Below are 13,300 nucleotides of genomic sequence, written 5' to 3' on the forward strand. Positions count from 1 at the left end.
TTTTCATTCGGCCGCTTATGCAGAAAACCGATCGGCCAATATATGAGGTATCTTTCATGCGTGCCGGTTTAGCAACCTATACTCTTGGCTGATACGCGGAAAGTTCCGGCGGGCGCCCCGGCGAATGGCGCCGCTCTATGAAACCAGCGGCCGCAGCAGCATTTCCACGCCGAGGACGAGCAGACAGAGCAGGAACCAGCGGCGGAAAGTCTGCGGGCTGATCTTTTGCCGAATAATCTGTCCCGCCCACATGCCCGCGAGCGCGGGGGCGACTGCCAGCGCGGACAAGACGAGGCTGTCGGCGTGAAACGCGCCGCGCGACGCCAGGCCGAGCGCCAGCGCGACGGTCGAGACGGTGAAGGAAAGGCCGAGCGCCTGCACGAGATCGTCCCTGTCGAGGCCAAGCGCCTGCAGGTAGGGCACCGCCGGGATGACGAAGACCCCCGTTGCGCCGGTCACGATGCCGGTGATCGCGCCGACGGCCGGCGACAGCCAGGGCTCCAGCCCCGCCGGCACACGGATCTGGCGGGCCAAGAGCGTGAAGGCGGCGTAGAACACGAGCGCCGCGCCGAGCGCGCCCGTTGTCAGCGCCGTATCGCCGTGGGCGAGCAGCGAAGTGCCGGCGAGCGTCCCGGCGACGATCGCCAGCATCATCGGCCAGAGCCGGCGCGCGAGCGGCACGAAGCTTGGGCCGGCGGCGAGCTGCCAGACGTTGGTCACGAACGACGGCACGATCAGCAGGCTGGCCGCCGCGAGCGGCGAGACGAGCGCGCCGAGCACGCCCATGGCCACGGTCGGCAGGCCCATGCCGGTCACACCCTTGACGATGCCGGCGGCGAAAAAGGTCGCGGCAACCGCGACGAGGAGCAGGAGCGAGATATCCATCATGTCTGTCGGGATAAGGGATCCCGCGCCAGGCACAATGCGGATGATCCGAAGTCATGGCTTCGGCTGGTCCGAAGGCTCCATTTCGGCTATCCTCGCGGGCATGCGTTTCGATCTCACAGACCTTCGCCTGTTCCTTGCCGTGGTCGAGGCCGGCAGCATCACACGGGGGGCGTCGGACGTCGGCCTGTCTCTGCCGGCGGCCAGCGAGCGCCTGCGCGACATGGAGGTCTCCGGCGGCGTCCGGCTGCTCGAACGTGGCCGGCGCGGCGTCACCCCCACGCCAGCCGGCGAGGCGCTGGCCCACCATGCGCGCCTGATCGGCCGTCAGATGGCGCAGATGCGTGGCGAACTCGGCGAGCACGCAAGGGGCCTGCGCGCCACTGTCCGGCTCGCCGCCAACACGGCCGCCATCACCGAGTTCCTCCCCGGCAGGCTCGGCCCGTGGATGGCCGCGCATCCGCGGATCGATGTCGAGCTGAAGGAGCGGCAAAGTGCGGAGATTGCGCGGATGGTCGCGACCGGTTTGTCGGAAATCGGCATCCTCTCGGATGCGGTCGACACCGCCGGCCTGCGCGTGGTGCCGTTTGCTGTCGACAGGCTGGTCGTCGTCATGGCGCGTGATCATGCGTTTGCGACGGCCCGGCGCCTCGCGTTTGCGGATGTGGTGCATTGCGAGTTCGTGGGGCTCGCCGGCGGTGCCCTGCAGGACCACATCGACGCGCAGGCCGCGCGGACGGGCGTGAAGCTGAAGACGCGGCTGCGGCTGCGCACGTTCGACGGCATCTGCCGCATGGCCGCCGACGGCGTCGGTCTCGGCATCGTGCCCGAGACCGCCGCGCGCCGCTGCCGCGCCGCGACGGGAATCGCCTTCCGCCGCCTCGCCGACACCTGGGCGACGCGGCGGCTGTCGCTCTGCTGCCGGCCGGAAGACGCACTGACGCCGCCGGCGCGGGATCTCCTCGCGCATCTGGCGCAGGCCGGCCAGCCGTGTTCGGAGCCCGCCGCAGGACAGTGATACTATAGCATTTCGACATTTCATTGAAACGCCGAAATGCTATAAGTTTTTGATATTACGCGCTATCTTCACGAAAACCGGTATCCGCTTTGCTTGAAAACGCTTTAGTCCGGATCGGCCTGCCGCAGGCCGGCGATCATGCCGGCGGTAACGAGTCCGACGCCGAGCCCGGCCGCGACGCCGGGCGTTTCCCCGAGAAGGGGAATGCCCGCCAGCGTCGTCAGAGCCGGCACGGCGGCGGTGAAGAAGGCAAGCCGGGTGGCGCCGAGCAGCACGATGGCCCGCGTGTAAATGACGATAGACGCGACGCCGATGACGGCGCCCTGAAAAATCCCCTGCACCAGCAGGTCGCGCCACGGTGTGTGGAACAGCGCCTTTCCCGGCAGAAGTGCGTAGACCGGCAGGAAAGTCAGGGCCGAAAGGCCGGTGACGATGGCGGCGGCGCGCGTCGCCGGCAGGCCGAGGCGCCGCACGTAAAGCCCGTAGCCGGACCAGCAGAAGGAGGCAAGGAGCAGGCAGAGGTCGCCGGCGAGCAGCATCGGCGATGCGTGGGACAGGCCGTCCCACGCCATGGCGAGGACGCCCAGCGCGATGAGGGCGAGCCCCGTCCCTCGCCCCTCCGGCGCTTTGGCGCTCGCGAACGTCCGCATCAGCACGGCCGTGGTCAGCGGCAGCGTGCCATGGAGCAGCACCGTGCCGTGCGCCGCCGGCGCGAGCGCGAAGCCGGCATAGACGAAGAGCGCAAAGCCGAGCCCGCCCGAGACCGAGAGAACGGCGGCCTCGGTGGCGCCCAGGCCGCTGAGCCCGTGTTTCATCAGGATCGGCGACAGCAGAAGGCCGGCGATGCCGAAGCGCAACGCTGCGACATCCGATGGCGCGAGCGAGGCCGAAAGCCCGAGGCGGGATACGATCACGAAGCCCGCGAACAGTGCGACGACCGCGCAGCCATAGGCAACGCCCTGCGCGCGCACCCCGGACGGCTGTCTCATGGCTGGGCCAGCCCCTCCTGCGTGAGCGCCCGCCGGACGGCCGGGCGCGTCAGCACCTTGCCCATCAGGCCCGCCCACAGCGGCCATTCCGCCTCCATGTCGAAGCCGGCGTGCCTGCCCCACAGCCAGAATACAAGCAGATAGGGATCGACAACGGTGTATCCGCCCGGCACGGCCCAGTCACGTCCGTCGCCGAGGATGCGCTCTATGTGATCGTAGACGCGGCGGATGTTGTCCCGCCCCCGTTCGACCACGGCGGCATGCAGCGCCGGATCGCCGACAAAGCGGTGCGGACGCCAGAGCTGGCCGTAGCCGACGCCGTGCAGATCCACCGACAGCCACGACAGCCATTCGAGACAGCGCGCCTCTCCGGCGGGGTCGGCAGGCAGCAGCCCCGCTCCGGGATGGCTGCGGGCGAGATAAAGGAGGATGGCGACAGCCTCGGTCAGCAGCCCGGACTCGTCGCCGACGCCTGCCAGCGCCGGCACACGGCCCTTCGGATTGAGCGCCAGATAGTCGGGCGTGGAAGTGCCCTCGCCGTTGCGGGCGGAGCGCACCTCCGCCTCGTAGGGCGCGCCGGTTTCCTCAAGCACGATGTGGACGGCGAGCGAACAGGCGCCCGGCGAATGGTAGAAGCGATGCACGAGACGAACTCCCGGTGATTGGATTTCAGGGGCCGATGAGGCGGCTTGGCCACGGGTTGCGGCTTTCCCGGAGCCATAACAGCGTATCGATCCAGAAACCGCTGGCGTGGCTGTCGTGGAAAAGGCTGAAGTGGCCGATGGCCTCGCGGTCGTAATCGGCCGGTGCGAGCAGCACGGCCTGCCGCGACGCGCCTGTGTAGTAGCGGAGCGCGCGCCGGATGGCCGGCACCGTGCCGAGTTCGTCGTCGGCCACGGCGACGGCAAGGATGGGCGCCTTCACCGCCGCCATGCGGCAAAGCGCCTTCGCCCGCTCATGGCGCGGATGGCTGCGCTCGAAGCGGCGGCCGCGAAAGCTCCACTCGTTGGCGACGCCGGCCGGCAGGTCTTCCAGCCAGCCGAACCGGCGGCCCGGAAAATAGCCGCAGAACGCCGTGGCGGCCGGCATGGCGACGTGCCATTTCAGGAGCAGGCCGAGCCGCCGGTGCGGGGCATAATCGCCCCACCACGCATATTGCGCGCCCACCGTCAGCATCCTGTCGACCAGCGTCGCGCTTTCGGCAAGTCCGGGCAGGAAGCCGCCGATGCTGTGGCCGACCACCAGCAGCGGCCCGTCTTTCCGGCGGTCGCGCATGAAGCGGACAGCGGCGTCGAAATCCAGCTCGCCCCAGTCCCGCCAGCGATAGCGGCACCCTCTCAGGCGCGCCGGCCGCGACAGGCCGATGCCGCGATAGTCGTAGGTGAGAACGTCGAAGCCGTGCCGCACCAGAAAGCGCGCGTAACGGTGATAATAGCGCGCTGCGACACCGGTCGCGGGGTTGACGATGACCGTGCCGGCCGCGCCGCCGCCCGGAGCGGCCCACACGTGGCCGCCGAGCGTCACGCCGTCGCGGCAGGCGATTGCGACGGCCCTGCCATCCATGTCGGGTACGGTGCGGATGTTCTCGTTCATGCCGGCGACGATAAAAGAAGAGCGCCGTCGTGTATATTCACTGGTCAGTATACATCAGCCCGTGCGATACATGCTTATGACCAGCAGTACGCTCCCCACACGTGAACGCATCATCCGGGCCGCCGGCAAGCTGTTCCACGGCGAGGGCATCCGCGCCGTCAGTGTCGATGCCGTGGCCGAGAAGGCCGGCGTCACCAAGCGGACGCTCTACTACCATTTCCGCAGCAAGGACGACCTGATCGCCGCCTATCTCGACACCCGCGACCAGCCGAATCTCGCCCTGTTCCAGCGATGGTTCGCCGAGACGGAGGGCGACGTGGCGGACAAGGTCGCAAGCCTCTTCAGCAACCTCGCCCGCGCCGCCCGCCATCCCGAATGGAAGGGATGCGGCTTCCTGCGCACCTCCGTGGAACTCGTCAACCTGCCGGGCCACCCGGCCATCACCATCGGACGCGCGCACAAGAAACGGGTCGAGGACTGGCTCTTTTCGGTCTTCACAGAGGCAGGCGTCGGCGAGAACGCGCTGCAGCTCGCGCGCCAGGTTATCCTGCTGCTCGACGGCTCCTTCGCGGTGGTGCTGCTGCACCGCGATCCGTCCTACATGGAGGCAGCCGCCGACGCGGCGTCGCGCCTCATCCGCACCGCCCTGCCCGGCAGCGCCGCAATCGACAGGCTGCCCGTTCCCGATTATCTATAAAACATGCGCGCGCAGAAAGAAGAGACGTTGAAGGAAGACACATTGGCCGTCCGCATCAGCCGCACGCTGGCGGAGCGCATCATCGCCGGCGAGATCGAACCGGGGACGCGGCTGCGGCAGGACCATATCGCCGGGGAATTCGGCGCCAGCCACGTGCCGGTACGCGAGGCGTTCCGCCGCCTGGAGGCGCAAGGCCTTGCAGTGAGCGAACCGCGCAAGGGCGTGCGGGTGGCATCCTTCGAACTGTCGGAGGTCCGGGAGGTGGCGGAGATGCGCGCGGCGCTGGAGGTGCTGGCCCTTCGCCACGCCGCCCCGCACCTGACGCATGCCGTGCTCGACGAGGCCGAGGAAGCCACGAAGGCCGGCGACGCTTCCCGCGATGTCCGCTCGTGGGAGGCCGCGAACCGGCGCTTTCATCGGCTGATCCTCGAACCCTGCGGCATGCCCCGGCTGCTCGCGTCCATCGACGATCTCCACGCGGCCTCCGCCCGCTTCCTCTTCGCCGCCTGGCGATCGGACTGGGAGGCGCGCACCGATCACGATCACCGCGCCATTCTCGCCGCGCTGCGCAAGGGCGATACGGAAGCCGCCTGTGCCACGCTCGCACGGCATGTCCAATGGATCGGGCACCGGCCCGTTTCCGCCGCTGGCGGCCGGCAGCGGAAGGCGTTTGCCATCGTCGGCTGATGAATTATCTATAATTATGTTGCGACTCACCCGCTCATGTGGATTCATTATAGATGAAATCACGAATTATCTATAATTATGAAGGAGCGATAGCATGAGTCAAAACCTCGTCCTGGCGGGCCCGGGCCTGCGTTCCGGCTTAAGGACAGTCGCCTTCGTCGCTCTCGGCGTCGCGCTGATCACTCTTGCCGCGAAGATCCAGATTCCCTTCTGGCCGACGCCGATGACCCTGCACACGCTCGCCGTGATGGCGATTGCCGTCGCCGCCGGGCCGCGCCTCGCCACCGCGACCTTCCTTGCCTATCTCGCAGCGGGCGCGGCCGGATTCCCCGTCTTTTCCGGCACGCCGGAGCGCGGGATCGGCGTGGCGTACATGGTGGGGCCCACGGGCGGCTACCTGCTCGGCTATCTCGCCGCGAGCTGGATCACCGGCGCGCTTGCACAAGGGCGCGGTGTCATCGGCCGCGTGCTCGCCATGCTCGCGGGCCTTGCTGTCATCTATGCCGCGGGGCTGCTCTGGCTCGCGTTCTACGTGCCGGCGGGGCGGATCGTCGCGCTCGGCTTCACGCCATTCATTCTTGGCGATCTCCTGAAAATCGCGGTGGTCGCCGTCGCCGCGGTGTTCGTTCCGGCGCATCTTCTCGGGAAGATCGGCCGATGAGCGCCGCGATCCCGGCTGCCACCCGGCCCGCCCCGCGCGTATGCTGGACGGAGGAAGAAGCGCGCGCCATCCACGGCCTTCCCTTCCCGGAGCTGCTGTTCCGGGCGCAGACCCTCCACCGCCGGCATTTCGACCCAACGGAGATCGAGACCGCGACGCTGTTGTCCATCAAGACGGGCGGCTGTCCGGAAGACTGCGGCTACTGCTCGCAGAGCGCTCACCACAAGACGGGCGTCGCGGCATCGAAGCTGATGGACGTCGACGCCGTGCTCGCGCAGGCGCGGCGAGCCAGGGAGGGCGGCGCCACGCGCTTCTGCATGGGCGCGGCCTGGCGCAGTCCGAAGGACCGCGATCTCGACAGGGTCTGCGCCATGATCGAGGGTGTGAAGGCGCTGGGGATGGAAACCTGCGTGACCCTCGGCATGCTGACCCCGTTGCAGGTGGAGCGCCTGGGCGAGGCTGGGCTCGATTACTATAACCACAACATCGACACCTCGCGCGCCTATTATCCCGAGATCGTCACCACACGGACGATGGACGACCGGCTGGAGACGCTCGCCCATGTCCGCGCCGGCGGCATCAAAGTCTGTTGCGGCGGCATCGTCGGCATGGGCGAAACGGTGGAGGACCGCATCTCCATGCTGGTGACGCTCGCCAATCTCGACGTGCCGCCCGAAAGCGTGCCGATCAACATGTGGAACGCCATCGCGGGCACGCCGGTGATGGAGAAGGCGGAACCCACCGACGCCGTTGCCTTCGTCCGGCTCGTCGCGCTCGCCCGCATCCTGATGCCGGAAAGCGTGGTGCGGCTCTCCGCAGGCCGCCACGCCATGAGCGACGAGATGCAGGCACTCTGCTTCCTCGCCGGCGCGAACTCCATCTTTACCGGTGACATGCTGCTGACGACCGGCAATCCGGCACGCGACCGCGACGCCGTGCTCATCGCCCGGCTGGGCATGCGGACAGCGGCGCCCCGGGCTCCGGAAGGAGCGTGCCGAGGCGGCCGTCAGCCGGCCCCGGCCGCGCCGGGCCAGTAGTGGGAGTCGGGAAGCGGTCGCGGGCCGAACACCGCCTGCCCGACCCGTACGACCGTCGCGCCCTCCTCGACGGCCCACTCGTAGTCGCCCGACATGCCCATGGAGAGTTCGGCCAGCACTGCCCCCTGCGGCGCGTCGTTGCGGGCGCGATCCCGAATATCGCGCAGGCACCGGAAACATCGCCGCACCTCCGCCTCGTCCGGGGTAAAAGTCGCCAACGTCATGAATCCCTTCGGGCGTAGCGCGTGGAGGGCGGCGAGTTCCTTCAGGAACGCAGGCGTTTCCTCCGGGGTGAGCCCGTATTTGCTGGCCTCGTTCGACGTGTTCACCTGCACGAACACATCGAGGCCGGTACCGAGAAACTGCAGGCGCTTCTCCAGTGCCACCGCCAGCGAGAGGCGGTCCAGCGACTGCACCTCGCCGGCGAAACGCAGCACGTCCTTCACCTTGTTGCTCTGCAAATGGCCGATCATCGACCAGCGGACGGCCTCTCCGGCCAGCGCCTCCGCCTTCTGGCGGCCTTCCTGTACCTTATTCTCGCCGAGATCGGTCTGGCCGGCGCGCACGGCCTCCCGTACGCGCTCGGGCGCGACCGTCTTGGTGACGAGCAGGAGGCGCACCGCCTGCGCGCTCCGTCCCGAGCGCAGCGCCGCCGCCGCAATACGGGCATGCGCATCCGCGAGATTGGCCGCGACACCCATGGTTACGGTACTCATGATTGCGGTACTCATGGCTGCAACTGCTCCAGCCATTCCGCGAACATGGCGCGGCCGGCCTCCCGCAGGGCCGGGCCGCGACGGCGCGCATCGTCGCGGATGGCACGTGGATCTATCCCCGCAGCCGCAAGCTCGCAGGCGTGGCCGATGAGCCAGGGTTCCAACCCCGCGCAGGCGTCGGCTTCGGGATGGAACTGCACGCCGAGCACGTTCGGCCCACGGGAGAAGGCCTGCGTCGCGCAGGCCGGTGTCGAGGCCAGGTTGACGCTGCCCTCCGGAATGGCGAAGGCATCGCCGTGCCAGTGCAGCACCGCCACGCCATCGAGATGGCGCAGCGGGCTCTGCCGGCCTGCGTCCGTTAGCGTCAGTGGTGAAAAGCCGATTTCCTTGGCGCCGCCCGGCGCCACCGCCGCGCCGAGGGTGGCGGCGATCTGCTGCGCGCCGAGACAAATGCCGAAAAGCGGGCGCCCGGCATCGAGTCGACGGGCGATCAGCGCCCGTTCCCCGGCCAGAAAGGGATAGGCGTCCGCCTCGTAGACCCCGACCGGCCCGCCGAGCACGGCGAGCAGATCGGGCTCCAGCGGGTCGAGCGCCGCGAAATCCGCCGCGCCCACATCGTGATAATGCAGCTTGAAGCCCGCGCCCGACAGCACGGCCTCGAAAGTGCCGAGGCCCTCGAAATGGATATGGCGAATGGCGATCGCGGTCTTGAGCATCGCGCCCTCTCTCCCCTCTCTATGCAGCGCCGGCGGATTGGCCGGGTTGCCGTTGCTGACCCTTCATGCGATAGCTCCGATCCGGACTGTTGTGGAGAGCCGGATTATGAAAAATGGATGGGCCGGGTGGGAAAAGGCGCGACACTCGCGATCGAGGTGAGGCCGGCGGGCAAGGAGCCTGTCTTTCTGGCACTTGCCCGCGCCATCGTCGCCGAGATAGAGCGGGGGCGACTGAAACCCGGCGATCCGCTGCCAGGCACTCGCGCCCTGTCGAAAAGCCTTTCGCTCAACCGCAACACAGTCGATGCCGCCTATCAGGAACTCGTCATGCAAGGCTGGCTCGCGGCCGAGCCGTCGCGCGGGACCTTCGTCGCCGGCGACCTGCCCGAGTCCGGACGGGCACCAGTCCGCGCCATGCCCGCCGCCGAGGCCGAGGTCGTCTGCGATGCGCGGCCCATGCTGAGCCTGTCGGACGGCGCGCCCGATCCCCGGCTCGCACCCGTGGCCGCGCTCGGGCGGGCCTTCCGCCGCGCGCTGGCCGCCCCGTCGTTCCTCGCGGGCGGCGGCTATGGCGATCCGCGCGGCAGCCCGGCCCTGCGCGAGGCTCTCTCGCTCTACCTCAGGGAGGAGCGAGGCCTGACGACGCAAGCCGGTGACATTCTGATCACGCGCGGCAGCCAGATGGCGCTGTTCCTCGCCGCTGCCGCCGTGGCGGCGGAGCCCGGTTTCGCGATCGCCGTGGAAACGCCAGGCTATCCGCTTGCGTGGGCGGCCTTCCGCGCCGCCGGTGCGCGCATCGTCGGCGTGCCGGTGGACGAAGGCGGGATCGTGCCCGACGCGCTCGAACGGCTGGCGGAGCGCGAGCCGCGACTGAAGGCTGTTTACGTCACGCCGCATCATCAATATCCGACCACGGTCACGCTCGGCGCGGCACGGCGGCTGCGGCTCATGGGGATCGCGCGGCGCTTTCGCCTCACCGTCATCGAGGACGACTACGACCACGAGTACCGTTTCGAGGGGCGGCCGGTGCTGCCGCTGGCTGCGCGGGCGGAGCCAGACGTCCCCGCGATCCATCTCGGCTCGCTGTCGAAGCTCATCGCTCCCGGTATCCGCATCGGCTATGCGGTCGCGCCCGCCGCTCTCCTGCGGCGAATGGCCGACCGGCGCGAAGCCATAGACCGGCAGGGCGATGTGCCGCTGGAGCAGGCTCTCGCCGGAATCATCGCCGATGGCACCCTCGCGCGGCATGCCCGAAAGGCGCGGCGGATCTACCATGCCCGCCGCGACAGCCTGGCGGCGCTGCTGACGGAGCGCCTCGGCGGTTCAGCCGCGTTCACGCTGCCGGCGGGCGGGCTCGCCATCTGGCTGCGGCTGCGGCAAAACGCGGAAACCCCGACGGCGGAAAGCTGGGCCGCTAACGCGGCGCGCCTTGGCCTTTCCGTCCTGCCGGGCGTCCGCTTCGCGCTTGATGTCGCCCGCCCGCCGGAAGCCTTCCGCCTCGGCTTCGCCGGTCTGGACGAAGCCGAACTTGCCCGCGCCGTCGAGCTGTTCGTTAAAGCCGCGCACCGGGCGTGACCACCGGCGGTCAGTCCTCGCCGTCCCAGTAGTCGACACGGCTGTCCGCGCGCACGGTGAGGTCGACGCGCCTTGCGGCCTTGTTGCCGCCGGGCGGTGCGCCGGCGAAGACCGTCAGCTTGCCGCTGTCGGGATACTCCATCACATCCGGCTCGTGCATGGTGCTGACCGCGAGATATCTCAGCGGTTCATCGTCGGAAGCGATGAGCTGGTGAGCCGTTTCCGGGCCGCCTGACGGGCAGACGACGACATCGCCCGCGCCTACCGGATAGACCTCCCCGCCGAAACGCACCGTGCCGGAGCCACTGAGGATGACGAAAAGTTCGTCGTTCGCGTGGTGCGCGTGATAGGGCCATGCCTTCTTGCCGGGCGGCACCTCGACGTAACGGGCGCCGAGCCTGCGCGCGCCGAGCGGCGCCGCGACCGACGCGAAATGCGCCTCGAAGGAAGCGCCGTGGGACTGGGTGGCGAGAGCAAGTTCGTCGAGGCGGACAACGGGTCTCATGCGGCGGCATCCCGGTTGACGATGGGCCTGCGGGAGTAAGGGCCCCTTCCCGCTTCGGGCGAAATGGCAGCCGCATCCGCCCCGCCGGAAACCGGCGACCGCGGACACGCCCGATCGCCGTCGCGCGTGTCGCCATGGAAGGCGCCGAAGCGGCGGCGGTAGGCACCGGGCGTCAGGCCCGTGAGCTTCAGGAACAGCTTGCGGAACGAGGCCGGATCGCCGTAACCGACGTCCCAGCCGATCCGGTCGATGGCGGTGTTCGTGTTTTCCAGCAGTTCGCGGGCCTTGCCGATACGCAGGTGCTGGCAGTATTCGATCGGCCGCAGGCCCGTGGCGGCGCTGAAGCGCCGCAGAAAGGTCCGCTCCTCAAGGCCGGCCCGCGCCGCCATGTCGCCGACGGTGATCGCCCGCGTGCCGTTCTCCCGCAGCCAGCGCTGCACCTTCAGGATCGGCCCGTCGCCGTGGTCGAGGCGCGGTGAGAAGGCAGTGTAGTAACGTTGCTCGCGTCCCGGCGGATCGACGACCAGCAGGCGCGCCGTCTCGAACATAGCAGCGGAATCCAGGAGCCGGTCGAGGAGATGCAGGCCGAGATCGGTCCACGCCATCAGCCCGCCGGCGGTGACGATGTCGCCGTCATCGATCAGCAGCTTTCCGGCGTCGACGTGCACCGCCGGGAAGTGCGCAGCGAAGGGCTCGGCATAGATCCAGTGCGTGGTTGCCGTCCGCCCCGCGAGCAGCCCGGTTTCGGCGAGCAGGAACGCGCCGGCACAGACGGAGGCGAGGATCGTGCCGTCGGCATGTCTCTCCCGCAGCCAGTCGAGCAGCGACCCGAGGCCGGCGCCCGACGGCGGGCCGCTCGCAAGCGGCGGGTCGCCCAGGCTCGGCGGCAAGATGATGACGTCGGGACGGCCCTCTCCATCCGGATGCATGTCGAGCACCGTTTCAACCGCCTCGCCGTCCGGCGCGGGGGCGAGGTGGCTCACCCGCAGCAGCGGCTTGGTCGCGCCGAGGCGGCCGCATGCAAGGCGATCCGCCGTGACGAACAGATCGGTCAGCCCGAGGACGGCGGACATCTGCGCGCCCGGGTAAATCAGTATGCCGATATGCCGGGCGCGGTCTGCTGATGCCATTTGTCGAAAACGCCTCGTTCTTTGTCAGGATCGCCAATAGGCATCCTGCCATGGCTCGCCTATCCCTACAAGCGTGGAGGAACGCGCCACAGCGCGTATGCAAGGAGGCATTCATGACCAGACGTGCTCTCATTCTCATCGATCTGCAGAACGACTATTTTCCGGAAGGCCGGTTTCCGCTGGAAAACATCGACGCCGCTGCCGCCAATGCGGCGCGGCTGCTGGACGCCGCGCGCGCTGGCGGCGACCTCGTGGTGCATGTGCGCCATGAGTTCGCATCGGCGGACGCGCCCTTCTTCGCGCCGGGTTCCGAAGGTGCGACGATCAACACGGCCGTGGAGCCCGGCGATGGCGAGACCGTCGTGCTCAAGCACGCGGTCAACGCATTTCGCGGCACGGACCTGAAGGACGTGCTCGACCGTAACGGCGTCAGCGACGTGACGATTGCGGGTGCGATGAGTCATATGTGCGTCGAGGCAGCCGCGCGCGCCGCCGCCGACTACGGCTATACCACCACGGTCGTTCACGATGCGGTCGCCACGCGGGACCTGAACTTCAACGACACGACCATTCCGGCGGCGCAGGTTCATGCCGCCTCCATGGCGGCACTGGGCTTCGCCTACGCCACCCTGCGGTCGACCGACGAATACTTGACTGCCGAAAGCCCGGCGGCCTGACGCGACCATCGCTGCTGGCTGACAATCTGGATGCGCCCGGCCATCGAGCCGGGCGCATCTGTTTTTCCGCACCCCCCGGCCCGGAAGGCAAGCTCTTTCCGCACGCGACCGAATCCGACTTTTCTCTATATTGCAGTAATTTATAGCTTGCCTGTTTGAATTTTCAGGTCGTTGTATTTCAATTCCGCGCCGAGCGATTTTTGATATAAATCAAGACAATAAGGAAAATTTTATATTTTCTCACGTATTACATTACCTGTAAATGATCTATTCGTGTCTCACAGATGTCACTTAAATGACATAGAAATATTGACAGCCGCCTCCGAGAGCTGTGCGGCGGCGCCCGCGAAGAAAAGCCGGCCGGTTCTTGCGATATCGCCGGCTCGTCGGGAGCTTCGCAACGTCCAACCGCTT

At 68.1% G+C, this 13,300-nt stretch carries 15 protein-coding genes; 7 read left to right on the forward strand and 8 right to left on the reverse strand.

The features are described 5' to 3' along the window. Nucleotides 1–135: 135 nt before the first annotated feature. Nucleotides 136–888, reverse strand: coding sequence for a sulfite exporter TauE/SafE family protein (locus tag ACFFJ7_RS09610; RefSeq protein WP_377591967.1), 753 nt, complete (start codon nt 886–888; stop codon nt 136–138). Between the two features lie 100 nt (nt 889–988). Here ACFFJ7_RS09610 and ACFFJ7_RS09615 point away from each other — a divergent pair, with 100 nt between their 5' ends. Next, a complete protein-coding gene (locus ACFFJ7_RS09615; RefSeq protein WP_377592125.1) occupies nt 989–1,903 on the forward strand; it encodes a LysR family transcriptional regulator in 915 nt (304 codons plus the stop codon). Between the two features lie 104 nt (nt 1,904–2,007). Here ACFFJ7_RS09615 and ACFFJ7_RS09620 read toward each other — a convergent pair whose 3' ends face one another. Genes ACFFJ7_RS09620 through ACFFJ7_RS09630 form a run of 3 tightly spaced genes read right to left on the reverse strand, consistent with a single transcriptional unit; the run spans nt 2,008 to nt 4,485 of the window. After that, a complete protein-coding gene (locus ACFFJ7_RS09620; RefSeq protein ID WP_377591968.1) occupies nt 2,008–2,892 on the reverse strand; it encodes a DMT family transporter in 885 nt (294 codons plus the stop codon). Next, the gene (locus ACFFJ7_RS09625) at nt 2,889–3,536 is read right to left on the reverse strand and encodes a glutathione S-transferase family protein (RefSeq protein WP_377591970.1); all 648 of its coding nucleotides are present in this window, start codon (nt 3,534–3,536) and stop codon (nt 2,889–2,891) included. The genes ACFFJ7_RS09620 and ACFFJ7_RS09625 overlap by 4 nt, the downstream gene beginning before the upstream one ends. A 25-nt stretch (nt 3,537–3,561) precedes the next feature. Then, nucleotides 3,562–4,485, reverse strand: coding sequence for an alpha/beta hydrolase family protein (locus ACFFJ7_RS09630; protein WP_377591972.1), 924 nt, complete (start codon nt 4,483–4,485; stop codon nt 3,562–3,564). A gap of 76 nt (nt 4,486–4,561) precedes the next feature. Between ACFFJ7_RS09630 and ACFFJ7_RS09635 the strand changes: the two genes are divergently transcribed. The 4 genes from ACFFJ7_RS09635 to bioB all read left to right on the forward strand — a co-directional run bounded on the left by ACFFJ7_RS09635 (nt 4,562) and on the right by bioB (nt 7,567). Further along, nucleotides 4,562–5,182: a TetR/AcrR family transcriptional regulator gene (locus ACFFJ7_RS09635; protein ID WP_377591974.1), complete on the forward strand. Its 621-nt coding sequence runs from the start codon at nt 4,562–4,564 to the stop codon at nt 5,180–5,182. 3 nt (nt 5,183–5,185) lie between these two features. After that, nucleotides 5,186–5,869 carry a GntR family transcriptional regulator gene (locus tag ACFFJ7_RS09640; RefSeq protein WP_166953240.1) on the forward strand — a complete coding sequence of 228 codons (684 nt, stop codon included), beginning with the start codon at nt 5,186–5,188 and terminating at the stop codon, nt 5,867–5,869. 94 nt (nt 5,870–5,963) lie between these two features. Then, nucleotides 5,964–6,530, forward strand: a complete 567-nt coding sequence (locus ACFFJ7_RS09645) for a biotin transporter BioY (protein ID WP_377591978.1) — start codon at nt 5,964–5,966, stop codon at nt 6,528–6,530. Next, on the forward strand, nt 6,527–7,567 hold the full coding sequence (gene bioB / locus ACFFJ7_RS09650; RefSeq protein ID WP_377591980.1) for a biotin synthase BioB: 1,041 nt from the start codon (nt 6,527–6,529) through the stop codon (nt 7,565–7,567). The genes ACFFJ7_RS09645 and bioB overlap by 4 nt, the downstream gene beginning before the upstream one ends. On the opposite strand, the gene ACFFJ7_RS09655 is transcribed toward bioB, so the two are convergent. Further along, nucleotides 7,537–8,283 carry a YggS family pyridoxal phosphate-dependent enzyme gene (locus ACFFJ7_RS09655; RefSeq protein WP_377591982.1) on the reverse strand — a complete coding sequence of 249 codons (747 nt, stop codon included), beginning with the start codon at nt 8,281–8,283 and terminating at the stop codon, nt 7,537–7,539. The two genes, bioB and ACFFJ7_RS09655, sit on opposite strands and share 31 nt — an antisense overlap. A gap of 11 nt (nt 8,284–8,294) precedes the next feature. Further along, nucleotides 8,295–8,999: a glutamine amidotransferase gene (locus ACFFJ7_RS09660; RefSeq protein ID WP_377591984.1), complete on the reverse strand. Its 705-nt coding sequence runs from the start codon at nt 8,997–8,999 to the stop codon at nt 8,295–8,297. A 126-nt stretch (nt 9,000–9,125) separates the two neighbouring features. Here ACFFJ7_RS09660 and pdxR point away from each other — a divergent pair, with 126 nt between their 5' ends. After that, on the forward strand, nt 9,126–10,574 hold the full coding sequence (gene pdxR, locus ACFFJ7_RS09665) for a MocR-like pyridoxine biosynthesis transcription factor PdxR (protein WP_377591986.1): 1,449 nt from the start codon (nt 9,126–9,128) through the stop codon (nt 10,572–10,574). A gap of 10 nt (nt 10,575–10,584) precedes the next feature. Here pdxR and ACFFJ7_RS09670 read toward each other — a convergent pair whose 3' ends face one another. Further along, nucleotides 10,585–11,079, reverse strand: a complete 495-nt coding sequence (locus tag ACFFJ7_RS09670) for a cupin domain-containing protein (RefSeq protein WP_377591988.1) — start codon at nt 11,077–11,079, stop codon at nt 10,585–10,587. After that, on the reverse strand, nt 11,076–12,209 hold the full coding sequence (locus tag ACFFJ7_RS09675) for a GlxA family transcriptional regulator (protein ID WP_377591990.1): 1,134 nt from the start codon (nt 12,207–12,209) through the stop codon (nt 11,076–11,078). Before ACFFJ7_RS09675 ends, ACFFJ7_RS09670 begins: the two co-directional genes overlap by 4 nt. A gap of 113 nt (nt 12,210–12,322) precedes the next feature. Here ACFFJ7_RS09675 and ACFFJ7_RS09680 point away from each other — a divergent pair, with 113 nt between their 5' ends. Continuing rightward, a complete protein-coding gene (locus ACFFJ7_RS09680) occupies nt 12,323–12,886 on the forward strand; it encodes a cysteine hydrolase family protein (RefSeq protein ID WP_166953256.1) in 564 nt (187 codons plus the stop codon). Nucleotides 12,887–13,300: the final 414 nt, after the last annotated feature.

The organism is Pseudochelatococcus lubricantis, from assembly GCF_042432495.1.
Lineage (GTDB): Bacteria > Pseudomonadota > Alphaproteobacteria > Rhizobiales > Beijerinckiaceae > Pseudochelatococcus > Pseudochelatococcus lubricantis.

Excerpts from the sequence above, each read along its gene's own strand:
- ACFFJ7_RS09610 (WP_377591967.1), bottom strand. The coding sequence starts at position 888 with ATGATGGATATCTCGCTCCTGCTCCTCGTCGCGGTTGCCGCGACCTTT.
- ACFFJ7_RS09615 (WP_377592125.1), top strand. The coding sequence starts at position 989 with ATGCGTTTCGATCTCACAGACCTTCGCCTGTTCCTTGCCGTGGTCGAG.
- ACFFJ7_RS09620 (WP_377591968.1), bottom strand. The coding sequence starts at position 2,892 with ATGAGACAGCCGTCCGGGGTGCGCGCGCAGGGCGTTGCCTATGGCTGC.
- ACFFJ7_RS09630 (WP_377591972.1), bottom strand. The coding sequence starts at position 4,485 with ATGAACGAGAACATCCGCACCGTACCCGACATGGATGGCAGGGCCGTC.
- ACFFJ7_RS09635 (WP_377591974.1), top strand. The coding sequence starts at position 4,562 with ATGACCAGCAGTACGCTCCCCACACGTGAACGCATCATCCGGGCCGCC.
- ACFFJ7_RS09640 (WP_166953240.1), top strand. The coding sequence starts at position 5,186 with ATGCGCGCGCAGAAAGAAGAGACGTTGAAGGAAGACACATTGGCCGTC.
- ACFFJ7_RS09645 (WP_377591978.1), top strand. The coding sequence starts at position 5,964 with ATGAGTCAAAACCTCGTCCTGGCGGGCCCGGGCCTGCGTTCCGGCTTA.
- bioB (WP_377591980.1), top strand. The coding sequence starts at position 6,527 with ATGAGCGCCGCGATCCCGGCTGCCACCCGGCCCGCCCCGCGCGTATGC.
- ACFFJ7_RS09655 (WP_377591982.1), bottom strand. The coding sequence starts at position 8,283 with ATGAGTACCGTAACCATGGGTGTCGCGGCCAATCTCGCGGATGCGCAT.
- ACFFJ7_RS09660 (WP_377591984.1), bottom strand. The coding sequence starts at position 8,999 with ATGCTCAAGACCGCGATCGCCATTCGCCATATCCATTTCGAGGGCCTC.
- ACFFJ7_RS09670 (WP_377591988.1), bottom strand. The coding sequence starts at position 11,079 with ATGAGACCCGTTGTCCGCCTCGACGAACTTGCTCTCGCCACCCAGTCC.
- ACFFJ7_RS09675 (WP_377591990.1), bottom strand. The coding sequence starts at position 12,209 with ATGGCATCAGCAGACCGCGCCCGGCATATCGGCATACTGATTTACCCG.
- ACFFJ7_RS09680 (WP_166953256.1), top strand. The coding sequence starts at position 12,323 with ATGACCAGACGTGCTCTCATTCTCATCGATCTGCAGAACGACTATTTT.